General features: G+C 33.5%; 16 protein-coding genes and 1 pseudogene. 14 read left to right on the top strand and 3 right to left on the bottom strand.

Annotated features, from left to right (window positions below; all coding sequences use genetic code 11):
• Position 1 precedes the first annotated feature (1 nt).
• Together DT250_RS00580 and DT250_RS00575 are read right to left on the bottom strand one after the other, a co-directional pair.
• Positions 2–580: a sensor domain-containing protein gene (locus tag DT250_RS00580; protein WP_149212301.1), complete on the bottom strand. Its 579-nt coding sequence runs from the start codon at positions 578–580 to the stop codon at positions 2–4.
• A gap of 202 nt (positions 581–782) precedes the next feature.
• Positions 783–2,108 carry an erythromycin esterase family protein gene (locus DT250_RS00575; protein WP_149212300.1) on the bottom strand — a complete coding sequence of 442 codons (1,326 nt, stop codon included), beginning with the start codon at positions 2,106–2,108 and terminating at the stop codon, positions 783–785.
• Positions 2,109–2,467: 359 nt separating this feature from the next.
• Between DT250_RS00575 and DT250_RS00570 the strand changes: the two genes are divergently transcribed.
• Positions 2,468–3,349: a CPBP family intramembrane glutamic endopeptidase gene (locus DT250_RS00570; protein WP_088063999.1), complete on the top strand. Its 882-nt coding sequence runs from the start codon at positions 2,468–2,470 to the stop codon at positions 3,347–3,349.
• 744 nt (positions 3,350–4,093) lie between these two features.
• Here the strand turns inward: DT250_RS00570 and DT250_RS32600 are convergent.
• The gene (locus DT250_RS32600) at positions 4,094–4,270 is read right to left on the bottom strand and encodes a SpaA isopeptide-forming pilin-related protein (protein WP_157835323.1); all 177 of its coding nucleotides are present in this window, start codon (positions 4,268–4,270) and stop codon (positions 4,094–4,096) included.
• Between the two features lie 752 nt (positions 4,271–5,022).
• On the opposite strand from DT250_RS32600, the gene DT250_RS00555 reads away from it, so the two are divergent.
• The 13 genes and pseudogenes from DT250_RS00555 to DT250_RS00495 form a co-directional block, all read left to right on the top strand.
• Positions 5,023–6,252: a helix-turn-helix domain-containing protein gene (locus tag DT250_RS00555; protein ID WP_088063998.1), complete on the top strand. Its 1,230-nt coding sequence runs from the start codon at positions 5,023–5,025 to the stop codon at positions 6,250–6,252.
• A 1,355-nt stretch (positions 6,253–7,607) separates the two neighbouring features.
• Positions 7,608–8,927 (top strand): hemolytic enterotoxin HBL lytic component L2, encoded by a 1,320-nt coding sequence (hblC, locus tag DT250_RS00550; RefSeq protein WP_149212299.1) that lies wholly within the window; start codon positions 7,608–7,610, stop codon positions 8,925–8,927.
• A gap of 62 nt (positions 8,928–8,989) precedes the next feature.
• Entirely contained in the window at positions 8,990–10,210 is a 1,221-nt protein-coding gene (gene hblD, locus DT250_RS00545; protein WP_002128070.1) for a hemolytic enterotoxin HBL lytic component L1, read from the top strand.
• A gap of 36 nt (positions 10,211–10,246) precedes the next feature.
• On the top strand, positions 10,247–11,374 hold the full coding sequence (gene hblA / locus DT250_RS00540) for a hemolysin BL binding component B (RefSeq protein ID WP_000591974.1): 1,128 nt from the start codon (positions 10,247–10,249) through the stop codon (positions 11,372–11,374).
• Positions 11,375–11,699: 325 nt separating this feature from the next.
• Complete coding sequence (gene hblB, locus DT250_RS00535) at positions 11,700–13,097, top strand: hemolysin BL regulatory component HblB (RefSeq protein WP_149212298.1); 1,398 nt, start codon at positions 11,700–11,702, stop codon at positions 13,095–13,097.
• A gap of 406 nt (positions 13,098–13,503) precedes the next feature.
• Positions 13,504–13,878, top strand: a complete 375-nt coding sequence (locus tag DT250_RS00530) for a GntR family transcriptional regulator (RefSeq protein ID WP_098592816.1) — start codon at positions 13,504–13,506, stop codon at positions 13,876–13,878.
• A 2-nt stretch (positions 13,879–13,880) separates the two neighbouring features.
• Positions 13,881–14,750: an ABC transporter ATP-binding protein gene (locus DT250_RS00525; protein WP_149212297.1), complete on the top strand. Its 870-nt coding sequence runs from the start codon at positions 13,881–13,883 to the stop codon at positions 14,748–14,750.
• Positions 14,743–15,366 carry an ABC-2 transporter permease gene (locus DT250_RS00520; protein ID WP_098592814.1) on the top strand — a complete coding sequence of 208 codons (624 nt, stop codon included), beginning with the start codon at positions 14,743–14,745 and terminating at the stop codon, positions 15,364–15,366. Before DT250_RS00525 ends, DT250_RS00520 begins: the two co-directional genes overlap by 8 nt.
• Positions 15,367–15,540: 174 nt before the next feature.
• Positions 15,541–16,971, top strand: coding sequence for an IS4 family transposase (locus DT250_RS00515; protein WP_149212296.1), 1,431 nt, complete (start codon positions 15,541–15,543; stop codon positions 16,969–16,971).
• Positions 16,972–17,326: 355 nt separating this feature from the next.
• Positions 17,327–18,874, top strand: coding sequence for a spore germination protein (locus DT250_RS00510; RefSeq protein WP_088122086.1), 1,548 nt, complete (start codon positions 17,327–17,329; stop codon positions 18,872–18,874).
• A gap of 4 nt (positions 18,875–18,878) precedes the next feature.
• The gene (locus DT250_RS00505; protein WP_044444145.1) at positions 18,879–19,982 is read left to right on the top strand and encodes a GerAB/ArcD/ProY family transporter; all 1,104 of its coding nucleotides are present in this window, start codon (positions 18,879–18,881) and stop codon (positions 19,980–19,982) included.
• On the top strand, positions 19,979–21,082 hold the full coding sequence (locus tag DT250_RS00500; protein WP_044444146.1) for a Ger(x)C family spore germination protein: 1,104 nt from the start codon (positions 19,979–19,981) through the stop codon (positions 21,080–21,082). Before DT250_RS00505 ends, DT250_RS00500 begins: the two co-directional genes overlap by 4 nt.
• 191 nt (positions 21,083–21,273) lie before the next feature.
• A pseudogene (locus DT250_RS00495) lies at positions 21,274–21,483 on the top strand (IS4 family transposase); the annotation flags it as partial.
• Positions 21,484–21,858: the final 375 nt, after the last annotated feature.

Below are 21,858 nucleotides of genomic sequence, written 5' to 3'. Positions count from 1 at the left end.
TCTATTGATTTAGTTTCCGGATCATGCTACGTGTATAGCCCCCAATTTTCTTTGTTAAACCATCTACTATTTTAATACTTATGGCGGTAAATACTATACCCATAAACATTACAAAGAGTGACTTGGCAAACGTATCTATCTGTATGAATATTATATTCATTTCAATGTAGCGATACAGTAGTGGTGCTAACAGGAACATAAGTGGCATTACATAAAAAATGGTTGCACTAATGAGACTAAAAATGCCAATCGCAAATTTCTGCATTAACCAATAGACAGCAGACCAAGTGCGACGATCAGTAAGCACTAATTTCACCTGAGTCCAGTTCGATGTATCTATTGTTATACTTTTATCATAAGAGTCTGTTGAAATATCTGTATAAATTTTCGTCTGTATGCGCTCGAATTGGATAAAAGGTGTAGTAGTCTGTAGTACACGTATAACTAGTGGAATCCCAATTACCGTAAATGAAAGGGTGAAACTGAATAGCAGAGCTATTAGATAAAAACAAAAATAAAACAATCCTGTAACGAAAGTTAGCAATAAAAAATAACCATTCTGGATGAATCTTGATTTCATAAAGTTCATCGCTCCTATCTATGTAATAACCGAATTGTACTGCTTTTTTTGTCATTCTCACTAGTGTAAAAGTGTCATATGACATTTCTAAATGATGCTAAAAAGGGGAGAGTAACCTACTTCTGGTTAAAAAAGATGCTTATATGAATCACCATAAAACAATCCCGTTCTTGCAGATGCAAGAAGGGATTGTTTTGTACTTTTATTTAATATGAGATGGACTCGTTTTTCGAATGTGTAAAATAATATCAAATTGCTCAAGCAATGACTTATCAAAGTATGCCAATTGGTTCGGTAAGAGTCGTGCCCCTATACTTAGTAATGGTCTTTTTGCTTTAACCCATTTCTCTGCCGGTCCTTTAAGGTGACGGTTATCCAATAAAAACATTTTATATGGTACTTTTCCGAGGGTATAATTGAAACTATTTACATCTTGTGGAATCGGATCTGTTATAATCTTATCTCCGGTGTCGTTGTATAAGGTGAAATTCCCCTCCGTAGTTGTACTGCCAATTGTGACATAATTATTGTCTAAACGTTCCTTCAAATTCTGCCCTGCAGCATAAGGGTATAATTCCTCATCGATAATTCCTTTAGCTATATGAATATTGTGTCCCCATACCATCGTTTTACCACCCAATGTCTCTTGTGCCCACATTGCATGATCGGCCAAGTATTGCTCATGTAGCTTTAACATACTTGGATAGTCGTTAGGAATTAGCATTGTTGTATATTTCTCTATTGCACTTGCCGTTGCTTTCGCCCAGATGTACTCGGGTGAAGCCATTTCTGTGTTGGCTTGCCCATTCTCATCTTTTAGTAATTGGGCTACTCTCTCAGCGTTTGCTTTGAACTTTTCTTTTATTTCAGGAGCGAGGTCCATATATTCCTTTGTACTTCCATTAAAAGCCGACAATTCTTTATAATTTTCTTCTACTTCTGCCAGCAAATCTGGTCGATGCAGCCTTACATAATCAATTACTTTATTAAAGCAACCTTGGTCCATCTCCTTTAAGTCAAGCCCAATAAATTGTATCTTTTTTTTATTGGATGGATTAGCATTATAATCTTTCATCCACTCAATCATGGCTATAATTTCATCAGTAGGATATAAATAATTTAAAAATTCCCTAGGGTTTCCTTTTCCTGTTTGGATATATTCATTTAGTTTTAAGCCGTTTCCCCAATCTTCTTCCATTGTGAAATTTGTAAAGCCCATCTCAGTAACCAAATATTTCACAAGGCGAAACTTCATAGTGAAAATTTCAGAGCTTCCATGAGTAGTCTCTCCTAATCCTACATATTGTGCGCTCCCAATCATTTTCTTAAGTGGTTTTAAATCCTCAAATTTTTTTGACGGCTCTATCGTTTTTAATGGGTAAGCCTGTGATTGTATGGATTTAACTATATTTTTTTGGATTGATTGATCTGAATTTTCGACTGCTACTGTTTGAGCCTTTCCTACTTCTACACATCCTGTGACTAATAAAGCTGTACTAACCATTGCAATTATTCTTTTCTTATTCATTTTTTCCACCTCAATTGAATTATTTGTAAAAGCAAGATTGATTCATGTACTTGCACGAATCAATTGCCTTAATTCAATTGTTATCTATCCCATATCATATTTTCTAGTTACATATTGTCATAAGGTTAATTGACACAGGTCATAGACTAATCATTACACTTTTGTACTATCGGCTATGACAACTTATAAATAATAATTACATTGATGAGTCGTAAGTAAGACTAGATTATAAATTGGGGAGGGATTTTAAAGATGAATGAATTTGTATACAAAAATATTTTTATTCTAAGTTGTGTCTGTGGAAATGACAAGAAGTATATTCGATAAACAAGTGAATTATAGGGGAAGGGCGGATTACAATGATATTACACGCAAAATCGTTCCACAATAAAGATAAAATCCAACGTGCTAAAGTAGGACTTCAACTTTTTCTGAGTATCTTAATCATTACTTCAATTATCCTAAATGTAGTAGTAATAATTACGAAAAGTATGCCGCTTATTGTGGTATATATGTTTACCCCAGCATTATCTTCTATTTTGACTCGCATAATACTGAAAGAAGGGTTTAAAGATGTATCTTTTAGTCTCGGTAACTTAAAGATATGGAAGGGGATTGGTTTTGCTCTGCTAATCCCTATGATTATTTGTGGAATTACTTATTCTATCGCCTGGTTGAGCGGAATTGCGGGGTTTCAGCATCCCGAAGGTGGTATGTTAGAACCGATCTACAATTTACTTGGGCTTCAGTATGTAACGGCACCATTCAGTTTCATTTATCTAGTAGTATTGAGCGGCATTTTCGGAAGTTTGCTTAACTTAATCCCAGTTTTGGGAGAAGAAATGGGTTGGCGAGGTTATATGCTCACAAGGCTAGTCGATGCAGAGTTTTCACGGCCTATCCTTATTAGTGGATTGATTTGGGCAACGTGGCATGTTCCAATAGTTATTGCTGGTCTATATGTAGAGGGACCATCTGTCGTTCTTTCAGTACTGGGCATCTATCTTTGTATTGTACCATTCGGTTATATTACAGCTTATTTACGACTTATCACAGGTAGCGTTTGGCCTTCGGTTATCATCCATACTACTTGGAATGCCATTATTCAAGGACCTTTCGCACGTGCAAGTACAGGGTATCAAACTGAGATTTGGATTGGAGAATCTGGCTTGATAACCGCTATTATTATCTTGATTACGGCAATAATTGTGTCTCGGATAATAAGATTTACTAAATATTGATTTTTCACATAAATTTTTAAAAAATGATTGTTAATCAGAAAAAACGGACTCTCAGATTGCTTTTTAAGGGTTTTTAGCGGTCGTGTGAATGTCATATGTATCGATAAGGATTAAATTTCACACGATTGAAAACAGGGTGTTTAAACGTTATTTTGTTTTTATTCGTAATTTTAAATCTGAAATACTGAAGCCAATGTAATACAATTTCATTGGCTTCAGTATTTTGATTCTTAACTAAAAATAGAGTGGAAAATTAAGGGTGTCATATATATTAATTAAAAGTAGCATACAAAGAATGCTTAAGTGACATTTCTTTTGTTATAGAATAAACAAATCCTGATATTGCAGTAACTATTATTTTGAGGTCAATTTACTGTGAAATAAGTGTCTAATGTCTACTATTAATTTGGATCTATGTGACTGCATCTCTTAATTAGGGGTGTTGTTTTTGTTAAGTAATAGCCATTGTACTTAGAAAATAAATAATATGTTTATGTGATGGAGTAATAAAGCTAGGTAGCATAAAGATTGATACTACAAAGATTAACAACATATAAAAAAAATATTTATATGTTGTGTCACCGCTGCTATCCCTAATAATTTTTGAATCTATTTATTTCTTCCGCTTTTGCGGAAACTAAAACTAATGTTGCGACCAGTAATATAGTGCCAATTAGATAAAAATAGTTGGCACTATATCGTCAGTATTTTTAATATTCCATTCGCTTTTTGTGTTTTCTATTTTTATTTTTGTACTGATGATAAGACCTTTCCCTCAATTAGATCTTTAAATAACGTAGACCTATTTGGTGCTTGAATTTCTTCCAACGTGAATTTTCCGAAGCACAGTGGTTCAGAAATAGCTTTATCATTTTCATCTGCTGTTAAATTTTCGACTTCTTTATTATCTTTGTCAAAAATTTGGAATACAGCAGTTTATCAGTTTTATATTCGAATTTGCAGCATCCACTTTTTTAATCTCAGTTTGTCCAAGTGATTGAATTTTTGGCTGTTAGTTCTTACGGTGATACAGTATCTCCTTGGACTTTCACTGTATTTTGAATCTTTTTTCCAGCTTGTCCCTCGCATGGAGTACCATTGTATGCCACTCTGTATGTGTCACATCCCAAAATTCTTCGTTTTCTTTTCCTACATTAAATTTACTTTTGTCTGTATCGAATTGTATCTGTCACTGTTTAGCCTACTATTTGTAATGTACCTGGGGCATATTCTAGTTCGTCTGGCAATGTATCCGCAAAGGCTAGATTTTTCGCAGGATTAGCAAGAAGTTATTACTTACTAGAGTTGTATACTCCAATCATCCCTTGTTTCTGTATTTTGTAGGTTCTTCACTGTTTTCCCAAGTTCTATGATTAGATCTTGGAGAATTAAGAAACGACCTCAGCTCATTTCATTGTCGTTTAGAAAATTATAAGAAAAGAATCTATTTCTTTCACACTTTTCCTAACTACTCTGATATTTAGATGCTACTTACAAATAAATAATATATGATTTTCATAAAAAAAATATAGTAATATTTTGTCGTGAATTGTACTAATTTGATATTTTATAGTAATATTTTGTCGTGAGTTATACCTGACGGAAAATAATTTATGAATTTATACAGGAACGATGTAAAAATTTATCAGTAATCTAATTAAGAGGAGAAGGTAATGAATAATTCAATCGATATACAACACTTGTGTGATCTCGCACATAAAGCCTTTAATGTACCTGTTCACATTTTATCCACAGACAAAAAAATCTTATATCATTCTAATTCTGAGGATATTTGTAGTCCTTTTTATTCTTCTAAAGAAGAATATCTTAGTGACATTTATCAAGAAAATGATCCCTATAATTTGCCCCTTTTCAGATGTAACAGTTATCTTGAAAATTTCATCCTAATTCATATAGAAAATCATGATTATATAAAAGGGACTATAATAATTGGCCCCACTATACATCCAAAGGGATCGGATGATGTAACCTTTAAACTTCGAAAAGAATTTAACTCAAATGATAATATTCAAGAAAGACTAACCTATTTTCAATCCCTACCTGAGGTTAAAAAAACTTCTTTAATTGATATGGGAATTTTATTGCATTACATGATTTTCAATGAAAAGTTAGATGTTGATATTGTGGTAGAAAAAAATAAAGTGTTAGAGGAAGTTCCCTATAAAATTGTGAAACCTGATCTATATATTTTAAAACGTCAACAAAATAAACCAAAAACTCACAACATGGCATTAGTACATAATTATTTTTCAGCAATCAAAGAGGGAAATAAAAAGAAGTTGTTGCAATATATGTATGCAGTTTCGCAGGAAGATACGGAATTAATTTTAACAGCGGATCCACTCAGAAACCAAAAAAACCATGGGATTATTGCGATTACTTTAGCAACTCGATATGCGATAGAAGGTAATCTCCCACCAGACATTGCTTTTGCTCTTAGTATTTTGTATATCCAAACCATGGAACAACTAGAGAACGTGGACTCTGTAAGGCGATTGTCAGGAGATGCCTTACGTACTTTTGCAGATCGAGTGAAAGAATTCAATGCGCAAAAATTTTCAAATGCGGTTACTACATGTATGAACCATATTAGTAAAAATGTTTACGATGGAATATCTCTCAATGAACTCGCTAATCATTTGGATATTACGCCTACTTATTTATCTAAATTATTTAAAAAAGAAGTGGGAATTCCTTTAAGTGAATTTATTCAAAGGGAACGAGTGGAAGAAGCAAAAAAATTATTAACACTCACTACATATCCACTATCAGATATTTGTGCTTGGCTTAATTTTAACGACCAAAGTTATTTTACAAGGGTTTTTAAAAAATCAACTAACATGACACCTAGACAGTATCGTGAAAAATATACCGTAATATAAGCTTAGTATCAGTTTCTTGTGAAAAAACTTTAATATACGCGCAAGTAACTCTAAAACTTGAGCATACTGTTTCTTTTACTCTAGAAAGGGTATGTGATTGATCTAGAAAAGGAATATGTATTCAAATAGATCTTGAAGAGTCTATGAAACATTTAGTGAAGCCAAAGGACAAGGGTAAGATTTATAACATGTTGTTAATTTTAAAGAGTACACTATCCATTATTTTTCTAAGGAGATAAAAAAACAGAAGGCTGCAAAGGTTCTTTTCGAGAAAGCTTTGCGGCTTTTTTTATATTTTAAAACCCATAGTTATAACGAGGAATAAGTTTATAGATTAATATCTTCATGTTAAGTATTTAATAATAGTGATATTAGGGACTATTACATAAAGTTTAATAATATAACATATATCACTTGATATATCTATATTATATGCAATTATACATAACCAAATAAAAGGAAAAAAGTATAAAAAAACCTATTAAATTATTCTATAAGTATTTTTTTTAAAATAAAATTGCTTGGTTGAGCTAAAATGGTTATTTACTAACCGTATACACTTTAATTTGTAATCATTACAATTACAGAGCTGTAATTCTTAATTAATTATATTGGTATAATTAATTAGACTCGTATTTTTACTTAATAGTTAAATTATCGAGCTCAATCGACAAAATTTTGCTATTTACGCATTGGAAATTTAATGTTTTAATGAACAACATAACTGGTATGACCACACAGAAGGGAGAAGAGCAAGCTAATAGAGATAGAGGTTATTAAATTTGCAAGTAACATTATGTTGTGAATAATTTTCTTAATAATCAGTTTATTTTTAAGGTATTTAGAATCTCAAAAGTAGTATTTTTGTAAAAATGGGTTTTAAGTTTCTACATAGCAAAAGTGAATTTATTCCGCAATAAAAGTATAAGCAATGTACAGTATAATTTCATCTTTTGTAGTCTTGTAAGGCTATTGCTGACAAAACTAAAAACCATATTATGAAATTGATATTAAAAAAAGGTCATGACAGGATTAACTCTAGAAGCAATGGTTATCTATCTTCACGGATCTGTAAGTTAAACAGCAGCTCTAAGGGGGAAATAATATTTTACTACTCATTGGGCAGCTAATTCAAATATAGCTGATGAATTTTTATCGTTTACTATTTGAAAAATAGAGTATCTAAATGAGAGGGAAGTAAAATCCTTAGATCCTCTTAGAAGTAAATAATAACGATAACACCCTATCCGAAAGACTTCCCATTCCCCATGCGTGTGCAAGGAGAGAGCCTAGCGCTAGGGCGTACAAGTTATATGAATCAAGTTATAAAAAACAATGGTAAAGGAGTGTACGGAATGAAAAATAAAATAATGACAGGATTTTTAATAACATCCATTGTAACTGGAGCAACTATTCCTATCAATACTCTCGCAGCACCAATCGTTCAAGCAGAAACTCAACAGGAAAGCATGGATATTTCTTCATCATTACGAAAATTAGGTGCGCAATCTAAATTAATCCAAACGTATATTGATCAATCTTTAATGAGTCCTAATGTACAGCTAGAGGAAGTCCCAGCTTTAAATACCAATCAATTCCTAATTAAACAAGATATGAAGGAATGGTCATCGGAACTCTATCCACAGTTAATTCTATTAAATTCAAAAAGTAAAGGATTTGTAACGAAATTTAATAGCTATTACCCGACATTAAAATCGTATGTAGACAATAAAGAAGATAGAGAAGGGTTTTCGGATAGACTTGAAGTTCTTCAAGAAATGGCTATGACGAATCAAGAAAATGCGCAACGACAAATTAATGAATTAACAGATCTTAAATTACAGCTTGATAAAAAATTAAAAGATTTCGATACTAATGTGGCAACTGCGCAAGGCATATTAGGTACAGATGGAACTGGAAAAATAGATCAGTTAAAAAATGAAATATTAAATACCAAAAAAGCAATTCAAAATGATTTACAACAAATTGCATTAATACCAGGAGCTTTAAATGAGCAGGGATTTGCTATATTCAAAGAAGTTTATAGTCTTTCAAAAGAAATTATTGAACCGGCTGCTCAAGCAGGGATGGCAGCGTATAACAAAGGAAAAGAAATTAACAACTCTATTCTAGAAGCGGAGAAAAAAGCGGCGCAAGAAGCGACAGAACAAGGTAAAACTGCTCTAGAGATTGAATCGGCCAAAAAAGCAGCTCGTGAAGCAATTGAGAAAAGCAAACAAGGTGAAATAGCTGCAGCTGCAGCCGCAAAAACGCAAGAATATGACCTGATGAAAGCCGTTGATACTGAAAAGATTAAGAAAACATTTGGTGTCTTCGCAGAAGTAAATAAACTAACAGCAGAGCAGCGAGCATATTTAGATGACTTAGAGAAACAAAACCAAAAAATATATGATTTAACAACGAAACTATCAATAGCAGATTTACAAAAATCAATGCTTCTTCTTTCACAAAATGATTTGCATACGTTTGCAAATCAAGTAGATGTAGAACTTGACCTACTAAAGCGCTATAAAGAAGATTTGGATCTAATAAAAAATAACATTACAAAATTATCTACTAATGTTGATGCAACTAACGAGCAGTCTCAAAAAGATACATTAAGACAATTAAAAAATGTAATAAGTTACCTTGAAGAACAGGTATATAAATTTTGATATTACGTTTTTCAAAAAAACTATAAAGATTATAAGAATCTAGCGAAAGAAGGAGAATAGTTATGAAAAAATTCCCATTCAAAGTGCTAACTTTAGCCACTCTGGCAACGGTTATAACTGCTACTACTGGTAACACTATTCATGCATTTGCACAAGAAACGACCGCTCAAGAACAAAAAGTAGGCAATTATGCTTTAGGTCCCGAGGGACTGAAGAAAGCATTGGCTGAAACAGGGTCTCATATTCTTGTAATGGATTTGTACGCAAAAACAATGATTAAGCAACCGAATGTAAATTTATCTAATATCGATTTAGGATCAGAAGGAGGGGAGTTGCTCAAAAATATTCACCTTAATCAAGAACTGTCACGAATCAATGCGAATTATTGGTTAGATAAAGCGAAGCCACAGATTCAAAAAACAGCTCGTAATATTGTAAATTACGATGAACAATTTCAAAATTATTACGACACTTTAGTAGATACTGTACAAAAGAAAGATAAGGCAGGTCTAAAAGAGGGCATAAGTGATTTAATTACTACAATTAATACAAATTCAAAAGAGGTTACAGATGTAATTAAGATGCTACAAGACTTCAAAGGGAAACTATATCAAAATTCTACAGATTTTAAAAATAATGTTGGTGGTCCAGATGGCAAAGGTGGATTAACTGCAATATTAGCAGGTCAACAGGCAACGATTCCGCAACTTCAAGCTGAAATTGAGCAACTTCGTTCTACTCAGAAAAAACATTTTGATGATGTATTAGCATGGTCAATTGGTGGTGGATTGGGAGCAGCTATTTTAGTTATTGCAGCTATTGGAGGAGCAGTTGTAATTGTTGTAACTGGTGGTACAGCAACACCAGCTGTTGTTGGTGGACTTTCAGCTCTTGGAGCAGCTGGTATCGGTCTAGGAACTGCGGCGGGTGTCACGGCATCTAAGCATATGGACTCCTATAACGAAATTTCTAACAAAATCGGAGAATTAAGTATGAAAGCAGATCGTGCTAATCAAGCAGTTCTTTCGCTTACTAACGCGAAAGAAACATTGGCATATCTATATCAGACTGTAGATCAAGCGATCTTGTCTCTAACAAATATTCAAAAGCAATGGAATACAATGGGCGCAAATTATACAGATTTACTGGATAATATCGATTCTATGCAAGACCACAAATTCTCTTTAATACCGGATGATTTAAAAGCTGCTAAAGAAAGTTGGAATGATATTCATAAAGATGCAGAATTCATTTCAAAAGATATTGCTTTTAAACAGGAATAGAACTGAAAATTAAAACCTAAATTGGAGGAAAATGAAATGATAAAAAAAATCCCTTACAAATTACTCGCTGTATCGACGTTATTAACTATTACAACCGCTAATGTAGTTTCACCAGTAACAACTTTTGCAAGTGAAATTGAACAAACGAACAATGGAGATACGGCTCTTTCTGCAAATGAAGCGAGAATGAAAGAGACCTTGCAAAAGGCCGGTTTATTTGCAAAATCTATGAATGCCTATTCTTATATGTTAATTAAAAATCCAGATGTGAACTTTGAAGGAATTACTATTAATGGATATGTGGATTTACCTGGTAGAATTGTACAAGATCAAAAGAATGCAAGAGCACATGCTGTTACTTGGGATACAAAAGTAAAAAAACAGCTTTTAGATACATTGACTGGTATTGTTGAATATGATACAACATTTGATAATTATTATGAAACAATGGTAGAGGCGATTAATACAGGGGATGGAGAAACTTTAAAAGAAGGGATTACAGATTTACGAGGTGAAATTCAACAAAATCAAAAGGTTGCACAACAACTAATAGAAGAATTAACTAAATTAAGAGACTCTATTGGACAAGATGTTAGAGCATTTGGAAGCAATAAAGATCTCTTGCAGTCGATTTTAAAAAACCAAGGTGCAGATGTTGAAGCCGATCAAAAGCGTCTAGAAGAAGTATTAGGATCAGTAAACTATTATAAACAATTAGAATCTGATGGGTTTAATGTAATGAAGGGTGCTATTTTGGGTCTACCGATAATTGGCGGTATTATAGTGGGAGTAGCAAGAGATAATTTAGGTAAGTTAGAGCCTTTATTAGCAGAATTACGTCAGACCGTGGATTATAAAGTAACATTAAATCGCGTAGTTGGAGTTGCTTATAGTAATATTAATGAAATGCACAAGGCACTTGATGATGCTATTAACGCTCTTACTTATATGTCCACGCAGTGGCATGATTTAGATTCTCAATATTCGGGCGTTCTAGGGCATATTGAGAATGCAGCTCAAAAAGCGGATCAAAATAAATTTAAATTCTTAAAACCTAATTTAAATGCAGCGAAAGACAGTTGGAAAACATTAAGAACAGATGCTGTTACATTAAAAGAAGGGATAAAGGAATTAAAAGTGGAAACTGTTACTCCACAAAAATAGGGAAATATTAATTCTGTTGCAAAGTGAACCATAACATAGAGAGTCTATGATTACACTGTTAAACAGTAAAGCGATAATTAATAAATCCTTATATATTAAAAAGGCGGAGTCTCATTAAAGACTTCGCCTTTCACTTATATATAAGTTTTATCCAAATAAAAAGATAGCCATGTAGTTTACTTGTTTTTAAAAATTTGTAACAGAATCGATTAATAGGGGACAGTTTATATAGATTCGCTTAATAATATCGAATCTATGCAACTACATCGTCTTTTAATAAGAATAGGACTTGAAATCATACTCTATACAGGAGGAATAAGAAAAGATGAAAAAAAAACCTTATAAAATACTGGCTGTATCAGCATTTTTAATTATGACAACTACCTATGCAGTCACACCAGTAGCAACCTTTGCAATTGAAACTGAACAAACGAACACTGGAGATATGTCTCTTTCAGCAAATGAAGAAAAGATGAAAAAAACTGTACAAGATGCTGGGTTATTTGCAAAAGCTATGAATGAATATTCTTATTTGCTAATTAATAATCCGGATGTGAGTTTTGAAGGAATTTCTATTAATGGGTATGCAGATTTACCTAGTAAAATTGTACAGGATCAAAAGAATGCAAGAGCACATGCTGTTACATGGAATACAAAATTAAAAAAACAGCTTTTAGATACATTGACCGGCATTATTGAATACGATACAAAGTTTGAAAATTATTATGAAACATTAGTAGAGGCGATCAATAATGGAAATGGGGATACTTTAAAAAAGGGGATTACTGATTTAAGGGGGGGAATTCAACAAAACCAAAAGTCTGCAAAAGCATTAATAGAAGAATTAACTAAATTCAAAAACGCTATTGGAGAAGATGTTAGAGTATTTGGAAGCCATAAAGAGACCTTGCAATCGATTTTAAAAAACCAAGGAGCTGATGTGGAGACTGATCAAAAGCGTTTAGATGAAGTTTTAGGACAAGTAAACTATTATAAGAAATTAGAATCTGATGGATTAATAATGGTGAAAGTACCTTTTATCCCCACGCTTATTTCTGGTGGCATAATGATAGGTGCTGCTAGAGATAATTTAGGTCGATTAGAGCCTGCTTTAGCAGAATTACGTAAAACTGTAGATTATAAAATTACATTAAATCGTGTAGTCGGAGTTGCATTTCATAATATTAGTGATATGCATAGTACGATTGATAGTGCTATTACTGCTCTTACTTATATGTCCACACAATGGGATGATTTAGATTCTCAATATTCGAGTGTACTGGGGCATATTGATAAAGCAGATGAAAAAGCTGATCTAAATAGATATAAATTTTTAAAGCCTAACTTGAATTCAGCTAAAGATAGTTGGAAAATATTAAGAACAGATGTTGTCACATTACTAGAAGGCATAAAAATTGCAGAGAAGAAAGAACAGGATTTTATGAATCTACTTCGTCCATCAAACGTTTTTTACTTTTATAAAAAAATCCATAACGCATACACTTTTGAAATAAAGACTGGAACAAATGCACCAAATGCGTCTTATAAAGTTATGAATTTAACTAAAAACACTGTTCATCATATGTGGAGTGGAGGTGCTAATACAAGCATGTGGGCTGACTGGCTTTCATTCAATCCAAATGATGAATTTGCGGTGGTAGCAGTAGTGGATGGGAAAGAATATGTTGTGTATAAAGACAAAGTAGAAAATATAATGAACTGAACCCAAAAAATGCATTAATTGGGGATGGTACACATCGCTATCAAGCTAAGAAAAACAAATACCCCCAGAACGAAATTTTGTGCTAATTTTTAACAGAAAAGCTCATTTTTTCGTTTGGGGGTGAATCTATTTTCTTAAGTTGATGGGCATGGGGGGTATCTCAAAATCTTAGCTTGATGGGCATGTGGCGGTACCCCATCGCTATCAAGCTAACAAGACAAAATACCCCCTAAAATGAAAAAGACGTTATTCTTTCTGAGAAATCATAGGAAAGAATAACGTCTTTTTATCAATGTGACGATATCCTATATGAAAAATTAACATCGCCCTAAATGTATATATTGTATATATTGTGCATAGTGTGTATAATGTGTTCATAAGCATTTAAGACGCAAGGAGTTGAATTATGAGAATCTTACTATCTAATAAGTCTAAGTCTCCTATTTATCAACAAATCATTGACCAAATTATATTACAAGTATCAAATGGGACATTGAAAGAAGATGATGCATTACCTTCCATGCGTTCATTAGCTAGGGACTTGAAGGTAAGTGTTATTACTTCAAAAAGAGCATACGAAGAACTTGAAAAAGCAGGTTACATCTACTCTATAGTGGGGAAAGGCTCATTTGTTGCAAAACAAACAAGAAAGCAACAAATAGATGAACCAAGTGATTCGATACGTGAAAAGTTCAGCATGATCGTTCGAGAGAGTAAGGATAATCATTTATTAAAGGATGAGTTAATACAGATTATTCATCGTATTTATGAGGAGGAATAGAAATGGAAAACATTGTAGAACTGAAAAATGTTTCAAAAACATATAATGGATTTTCTTTAAAAAATGTATCGTTCAACATCAAAAAGGGGTTTGTAACGGGATTTATTGGTGCAAATGGCGCAGGAAAAAGTACAACAATCAAACTAATTATGGATCTTATTAGCAAGGAAAGTGGAGAAATCAAAGTTTTTGGTAAGGATTATCAAAATGATCAAGTTTCTATTAAAGAACGTATTGGATTCGTATATGATGACAATATCTTTTATGAAGATATGACAGTTCATCAACTAAAAAAATTCATTGCGCCAGCCTATAAAAAATGGGATGAAAATAGTTTCCAATCCTACATACGAAATTTTGAGTTACCGACTAACATAAAAATGAAAAAGATGTCTAAAGGGATGAAAATGAAGACTTCCCTAGCGTTTGCACTTTCACACCATGCCGAATTTATTATTATGGATGAACCGACTTCTGGGCTGGACCCTGTATTTCGGAGAGAAATTTTAGACATTCTTTATGATTTAATGGTCGATCAAGATAAAACAATCTTTTTCTCTACGCACATTACAACTGATTTAGACCGTATAGCTGATTATATTGTATTTATTCATAATGGAGAAATTGTGTTTGAAAAAGATATGCATAGTATTTCTGAAGAATATGCAATTGTAAAAGGGGATACAGCCTTACTCACACCAAAAATCAGGGAACAATTGATTGGGATTCGTGAAACAAACATCGGATTTGAAGCACTTACAAGTAATGCACTCCATACACATACTCAACTAGGGAATGATGTTTTAATTGAAGAAGCGACATTAGAAGATATTATGTACTATACAAAAAAGGGGAATATTCAATATGTATAATTTAATATTAAAGGACTTTCGATTACAAAAATTAATTATATTATTGTATTTGATTATCATATGCTTTTTTATTATGACATTTGGAAGTTTTTACTTAATGGTCGTTTTACCAGTTGGCTCTTATGTGATAAATTTGCATTATTATGACGCAAAGAATAATAGTCACAAGTTTATTAACAGCCTTCCTTATAGTAGAAATTCAATTATTATGTCAAAATATATAGGTACAATGATTTTTATGCTTATAGTGGTATCATTTTCTTTAGCGATTCAAGCGATAATTCAGTTTGTATCTCCGACTTATGGTCAAATTGCAACTCTACAGGAAATTGTGATTAGTATTCTTACTGCAATGTTGTTTACATCTTTCTACTTACCATTTTTCTATCGCTTTACCAATAAATATTTGATAGCTGCTGTCAGCATTATTTTTCCTGTATTTGTTGTTTTATGGAGAACAATTGAGGCATATGTAAATATTACTGACCTTGCATATAGCGTTACTACACAATTTACTATTAATCAACTCATTATACTTGTTTCAATCGTTACCATACTTATATTTATCGGTTCTTACTTCTTAACGGTGAGAATTTATAAACGCACTGATTTTTAAGAGTCTTGTTTAGCAGAAATATAGAATACCTAATGAGTAACTGTTATACAGATGTGCTCTTAAACGCTGTGGTGCTACTCAATCGCTATCAAACTAATAAAACAAAGTTCTCCCCAAAAATGAAGAAATGCGCTATTCTTTCTGTAGAATCATAGGAAAGGATGGCGTTTTCTTATGTCTATTTCTGTATCCAATGAATTACAACTATTTGCTCAAGAGATTCAAAGTTTTTTATCTCCAAACGCTTTACGGGATATTGCTAGAGATGTTGGCTTTGTACAACGAACCAGTAAGTACCAAGCAAAAGATTTAATAGCTTTATGTATGTGGATGAGCCAAAATGTAGCTATGAATTCTTTAACTCAGTTATCTAGCTGTTTAGAAGCATCAACAGAAGTACTCATCAGTCCTGAGGGACTGAATCAACGATTTAATAAAGCGGCCGTCCTATTTTTACAACACCTACTAGCCGAACTACTAAGTAAAAAATTGGCCGCATCTATTCCGATTTCTTCTCCATACACTTCTGTTTTCAAGCGTATTCGTATTTTAGATTCAACTGCATTTCAACTCCCCGATGTATTTTCATCGGTTTATCCAGGTGCAGGAGGATGCAGCCATACAGCTGGGATAAAAATTCAACTTGAGTATGATTTGTTAAGTGGACAGTTCCTACATATTCATACAGGTCCAGGTAAACAACATGATCGCACTTACGGCTCTCTGTGTGCCCCAACTGTGACAGCGAATGATTTATGTATCCGAGATTTAGGTTATTTTCATTTAAAAGACCTTCAATATATACAAGATAAAGAGGCCTACTATATCTCTCGTATCAAGTCGAATACACGTATTTATCAAAAAAATCCTAACCCTGATTATTTTCAAGATGGAAGAATTAAGAAAGGTACAGAGTATATACAGATAGATATGGAGACGTTAATGAACTCTCTTCCACCAGGACAAACATGTGAAATAGCTGATGCTTATGTAGGAATGATTGATAAATTGCCAACTCGTGTAATTGTTCATCGATTAACAAAACAACAGCAACAAAAACGATTACAAGATCGAGCTGTAAGAGAAAAAAAGAAAGGAATGAAGTATTCTCCTCGTAGTAAACGACTTAGTGGTATCAATGTATATATGACAAACACCCCTACAGATATTGTCCCGATGGGACAGGTACATGACTGGTATTCTTTGCGTTGGCAAATCGAAATTTTATTTAAAACTTGGAAGTCATTCTTTCAAATTCATCATTGTAAAAAGATAAAACCAGAACGATTGGAGTGCCATTTATATGGTCAATTGATTGCCATTCTACTCTGTTCTTCTATCATGTTTCAAATGCGCCAATTGCTCCTCATGAAGAAAAAACGAGAGCTTAGTGAGTATAAAGCCATATATATGATTAAAGACTATTTTCTTCTTCTATTCCAAACTATACAAAAAAACACCCAGGAGCTATCAAAGGTGTTACTTCGCCTATTCAATCTCCTACAGCAAAACGGGCGGAAATCTCATCGATATGAGAAAAAAACGGTCTTTGATATATTAGGTGTCGTTTACAATTGTACCATGTCTGATAATCAAGCCGCTTAATTCAAAAAAGTGAAACCCGTTAGGGTTTATTTCGTATGCAAATCTTTCAATCACCTACACTTGCCCTTTAGAAAAAAGAAGCAATCTCGCCTAAAATTGACTTTGCATAAGCTTAGGTTGATAGCGATGTGGCGGTACCCCACATCCATCAAATTAAGGATTTACACTATTCTTGAAGTTAAAAGCAGGTTACTATTTTCTTATGTTAATGAGAATTGCAACCTGCCTTTATGAAATATGCACCAAAAACTGTATAGTAATAAGTCTGGCGTTATCTCTCTAATTATTAGGATATTTTTTCTTCATATATGCATACTAAACATACTATAGAAGGTGCATAGAAGGTGAGGAAGCCATGACTAAATTTCTGAAATGGTTAAAATATAGAGAAAATCCTAAATCATGTTCAATACGAGACGATACTCCTGTTCCCCAAAAAAATATAGAAGACTCTCTCTTAGAAGCTAGTTTATCGAAGAATATAGCTGAGCTTCAGAATGTATTTCATCAATCACCTGATCTAGTGATTCGACGGTTTCAAATGACAGGAGCTGGACTAGAAGCCGCTTTAGTATATTTGTCTGGATTAACAGATAAAGAATTGATTCAAAATCATGTTCTAAGTCCTTTGATGAATAGTGATTTTGATACCAATACAGAACTTCCCATTACATTAGGACAAATTAAAATTATTAATACGTGGAGTCAGAGTGAAAATGCTATTTTAGAAGGGGATAGTGTTTTATTAATTCACGGTCGAACTACAGCGTATCAATTGGACACAAAAGGATGGCCGCAAAGAAGTATTGAAGATGCTCATAACGAAATATCTCTAAAAGGTGGGCATCAAGGATTTGTAGAAACCGGAGCTCAAAATATCACAATGATTCGAAGGTATATTCCACATCGCCAATTAATGATAAAAGAGATAACAATTGGTTTACGAAGCAAAACAAAGATTTCTATTTTATATTTAAAAGATGTAACTTCTGAGGATGTGCTAAAGGAATTAGAAACACGGATTCAAAGTATAACAGTTGATGCTGTTACTAGTACAGGTGAACTTATTGAATTCATTGAAGATAACCCGTACTCACCATTTCCACAATTTATGTTAACAGAAAGACCTGATTTAGCCGTATCGCACATTCTACAGGGCAGATTTGTGACTGTAGTGGATCATTCGCCAAATGTATTAATTGCTCCAACAAATTTCATCTCTTTTTTTCAAGGGGTGGATGATTACGGTACAAGATGGCTAGTTGCTTCGTTTATTCGTATACTTCGTTTTATCGCCTTTTTGGTTGCTCTATTTTTGCCAGCGAGTTATGTTGCGTTTATTTCCTTTAATTTCGAAGTTATTCCTGTAGAGCTTTATTTATCTATTGCAGAGTCAAGAACAAGCGTACCTTTTGCTCCAGTAATGGAAGCATTACTTATGGAAATAACGCTGGAAATGATGAGAGAAGGGGCCTTACGCCTGCCTACCCCGATTGGTCAGACAGTTGGAATGGTAGGAGGTATTATCATTGGACAAGCAGCTGTTCAGGCCGGAATTGTAAGTAACATTATGATTATTGTTGTTGCTGTTACAGCCATCTCTTCTTTTATTATCCCTAACTATGATATGGGATCTGCAGTTAGACTTTTACGATTCCCCATGATGATCTTAGCTGCATTATTTGGAATTGTAGGACTGGTTATCGGGTGGATGACATTAATTGGACATCTTATCAGTCTTGAATCGCTAGGAACTCCTTATGGAACACCGCTAGCACCGTTTCGCTTTGCAGATATGAAAGATACTTTTATACGCTTTCCTTTATGGGCAATCAGAAGGCGTCCTAAGGGTACAGGAGCTATTCAATCTATTCGACAAGGTAAGAATCATAACAAAAGGTGAAATTATGAAAAAATATGCCTATAATGACATCACTCTTATGCAGTATATTGTTTTAATCAATGGAATGCAGGTCGGCACTGGCGTTCTATCTCTTCCACGTGTGCTTGCAGAAAAAGCTGGAACAGATGGATGGATAGCTATATTGATTGGCTGGATATTCTCCACAATATCAGGTGTTTTTATTGTGAAAACAGCTGCAAAATATCCCGAGGACACACTTTACGAAATTCTTATACGATTTTTCGGGAAAATAATAGGGAAAACACTTGTTGTTATTTACATGATGTACTTCGCTTTTTATTCTTGTACTGTTCTTGTGAACGCTATGCTTTATCTTAAGGGATGGCTTCTTCCAAAAACGCCTGATTATCTAGTTATCTTTTTGTTTTCGATTCCTACCTTTCTTGTCGCACGTAACGGCCCTCGTATTATAGGGCGGTACTCCGAACTTACTTTTTATATGTTGCTTTGGATTCCGTTATTTTTTTTGGTACCTCTTAAAGAGAACGGAAGTTGGATGCCATTCTTTCCGCTCTTAAAAGAGGGGTGGAAGCCTATATTAACGGCTGTGCCGACCACTATCTATGCTTATTTAGGATTTGACATTGCGTTCTTTTTATATCCCTTTTTACGAAAAAAACAGTATGCAGTCCATGGAATGGTTATTGCAAACACTTTAACGATGTTATTTTATTTATTCGCTACTATTGTTTGCTTTGCCTATTTTAGCCCTGATAGCATTACGCAATTTAACCAACCGGTACTAAATTTACTTAAAGTAATTGAATTTCGGTTTTTAGAACGTTTTGACATGATTTTATTGGCTACTTACTTGCCCGTTGTTTCTACATGCTGGATTCCTGCAATATTCTGTTCTGTATTTTGTTCAAGCCGATTACTTGGGAAACAAGATCACAGCTCTCATGTAGTTATTCTCTTATTACTCATTATCGGCTTCGTATTCTGGATTAGTCCTAGTTGGAATCAAGCCGAAACGGGACTACAGGTGTTATCGAATGCTGGGATTGGGTTAACCTATATATTACCTATCATTTTATGGATGTATGGCTGGCTATATGAGAAGTCTCATTGGGGGAAGATACATTGAAAAGAAAAGTACTATGTTGTATTTTGTTATCGGTGTTCATGATGACTGGATGCTTTGATCAAACAAATATTGAAGATGTTTCCCTTACTCTTGTACTTGGTATCGATTTAGATCGTAATAATAATCTATTGGTGTACATGTCAAGTCCTGTTTTTAATAAAGAAGCCAAGGTAAAAGAAGAAGTTACGGGTGTGAAATCTGCTACGATTCGAAATTCTAGAGACAAATTTGATGCTACTGTTATGGCACTTACCTCGGGAAGTAAAACACAGGTGATTTTAGTTGGAAAACGGCTATTGAAACAAAAAAATTGGATGAAATATCTCGATCCATTTCAACGAGACCCCAAAAATACAGTTACTACAAGGGTTGTTGCTGTTGATGGACCTGTTTCGGACGTCATCTTTTATAACCCAAAAGATAAGCCGCGTCTTCCTCTATATTTAACAAAACTAGTTGATACAGCCTCTTTAAGAAATATCACAGTAAAAACAAATCTTCAAGAACTACATGAACAAATGGCAGACAAAGGGGTAACAGCGAATATTACTGAAATGAAAAAAACGAATAAAATATTTGTGGCAGGTACAGCTTTGTTAGATGAAAAAGGAAGGCATAAATTAACGCTAAAACCTGATGAAAACAAACTATTACGCATTTTGCAACAAGGAACTACAGGTGATTTTTCATTTACAATCCCAATTAAACTAAAGTCGGATAGCCAGGATAAAGATTGGATAAGCTTTGCTGCCTATAACATTAAAGTAAAGACAAAGGCAAGATATGATAATAAATTTATATTTAATACAGATATAAAGATGAAGGTCGGCATTACAGAACAGCTTTTTTCGTTCAATACAAGAAAGGATGGTGTAAAATTACAAAAGGCGATTGAAACTAAGCTGGAAGCTGATTTCAAGCAATTAATAAAGAAAATACAAACTGCCAATATTGATCCTATTGGGCTTGGGAGATATGCAAGAACTTACACATATCCAGAATGGAAAAAAGTCCAAAATAAATGGAATAATGAATTAGCAAAGGGCGATGTAAACGTCAAGGTAAATGTGAAAATTGGTGGGATGGGGACAATTAAGTAACAGGAGTTCAACTGAGATTCGTACTAAATTTACAAGTATCTTCAATTCTAGAATGGGAATTTTCTTTAATAGGAGTACCCCCCCTGTACCCATCAACTTAAGGATTTAGACTATTCTTAAACTTAAAAGCACGTTACTATTCTCTTATGTTAATGAGAAAGGGTGACGTGCTTTTTATGAATATGCATCAAAAACAAGAGCGATTAGAATGCCACCTTTATGGACAACTCATTAGTATCCTATTATGTTCTTCTACTATGTTTAAAATGAGAGAACTCCTGTTACGTAAGAAACAAAAAGAACTAAGTGAATATAAAGCGATGTACATAATTAAAGATTATTTCTTACTTTTTCATCAAGCACTACATAAAAACACCCTAAGTAAAAAATACAATAGGCTGCCCATATGGACAGCTCATTTACATAATTCTCGTTATTAATAGACAACAATGGATAGAATTTTCGTTTTGGGGTGAATCTATTTTCTTAAGTTGATGGGCATGGGGATGGTACACTAAACTAGACACCAAGTTAAGTGAAAAATTGAACGGCATAAGGCTCCTTATTTCCTAGAACACCTAGCTAAAGCAAAAGAATTTGTACAGCAAAAAAGTGAATATTAAATCAAGGTGCTGGTTGCTTTATGTGTATGGCTTAACCAAAAGATTGCAAATACATTAAAAGAGCAACTTGTAATAAAGATATTGCAATATTTTTAAAGCGAAAAGCCGAAATTGGGGAATTTGAAGAATTGTAATAGTGAAGGAATTGATTAA

Source organism: Bacillus sp. AR2-1, assembly GCF_008368755.1.
Lineage (GTDB): Bacteria > Bacillota > Bacilli > Bacillales > Bacillaceae_G > Bacillus_A > Bacillus_A wiedmannii.
The sequence above is the reverse complement of the archived record's forward strand: the minus strand, read 5'-3'. Positions and strand labels throughout refer to the sequence as shown.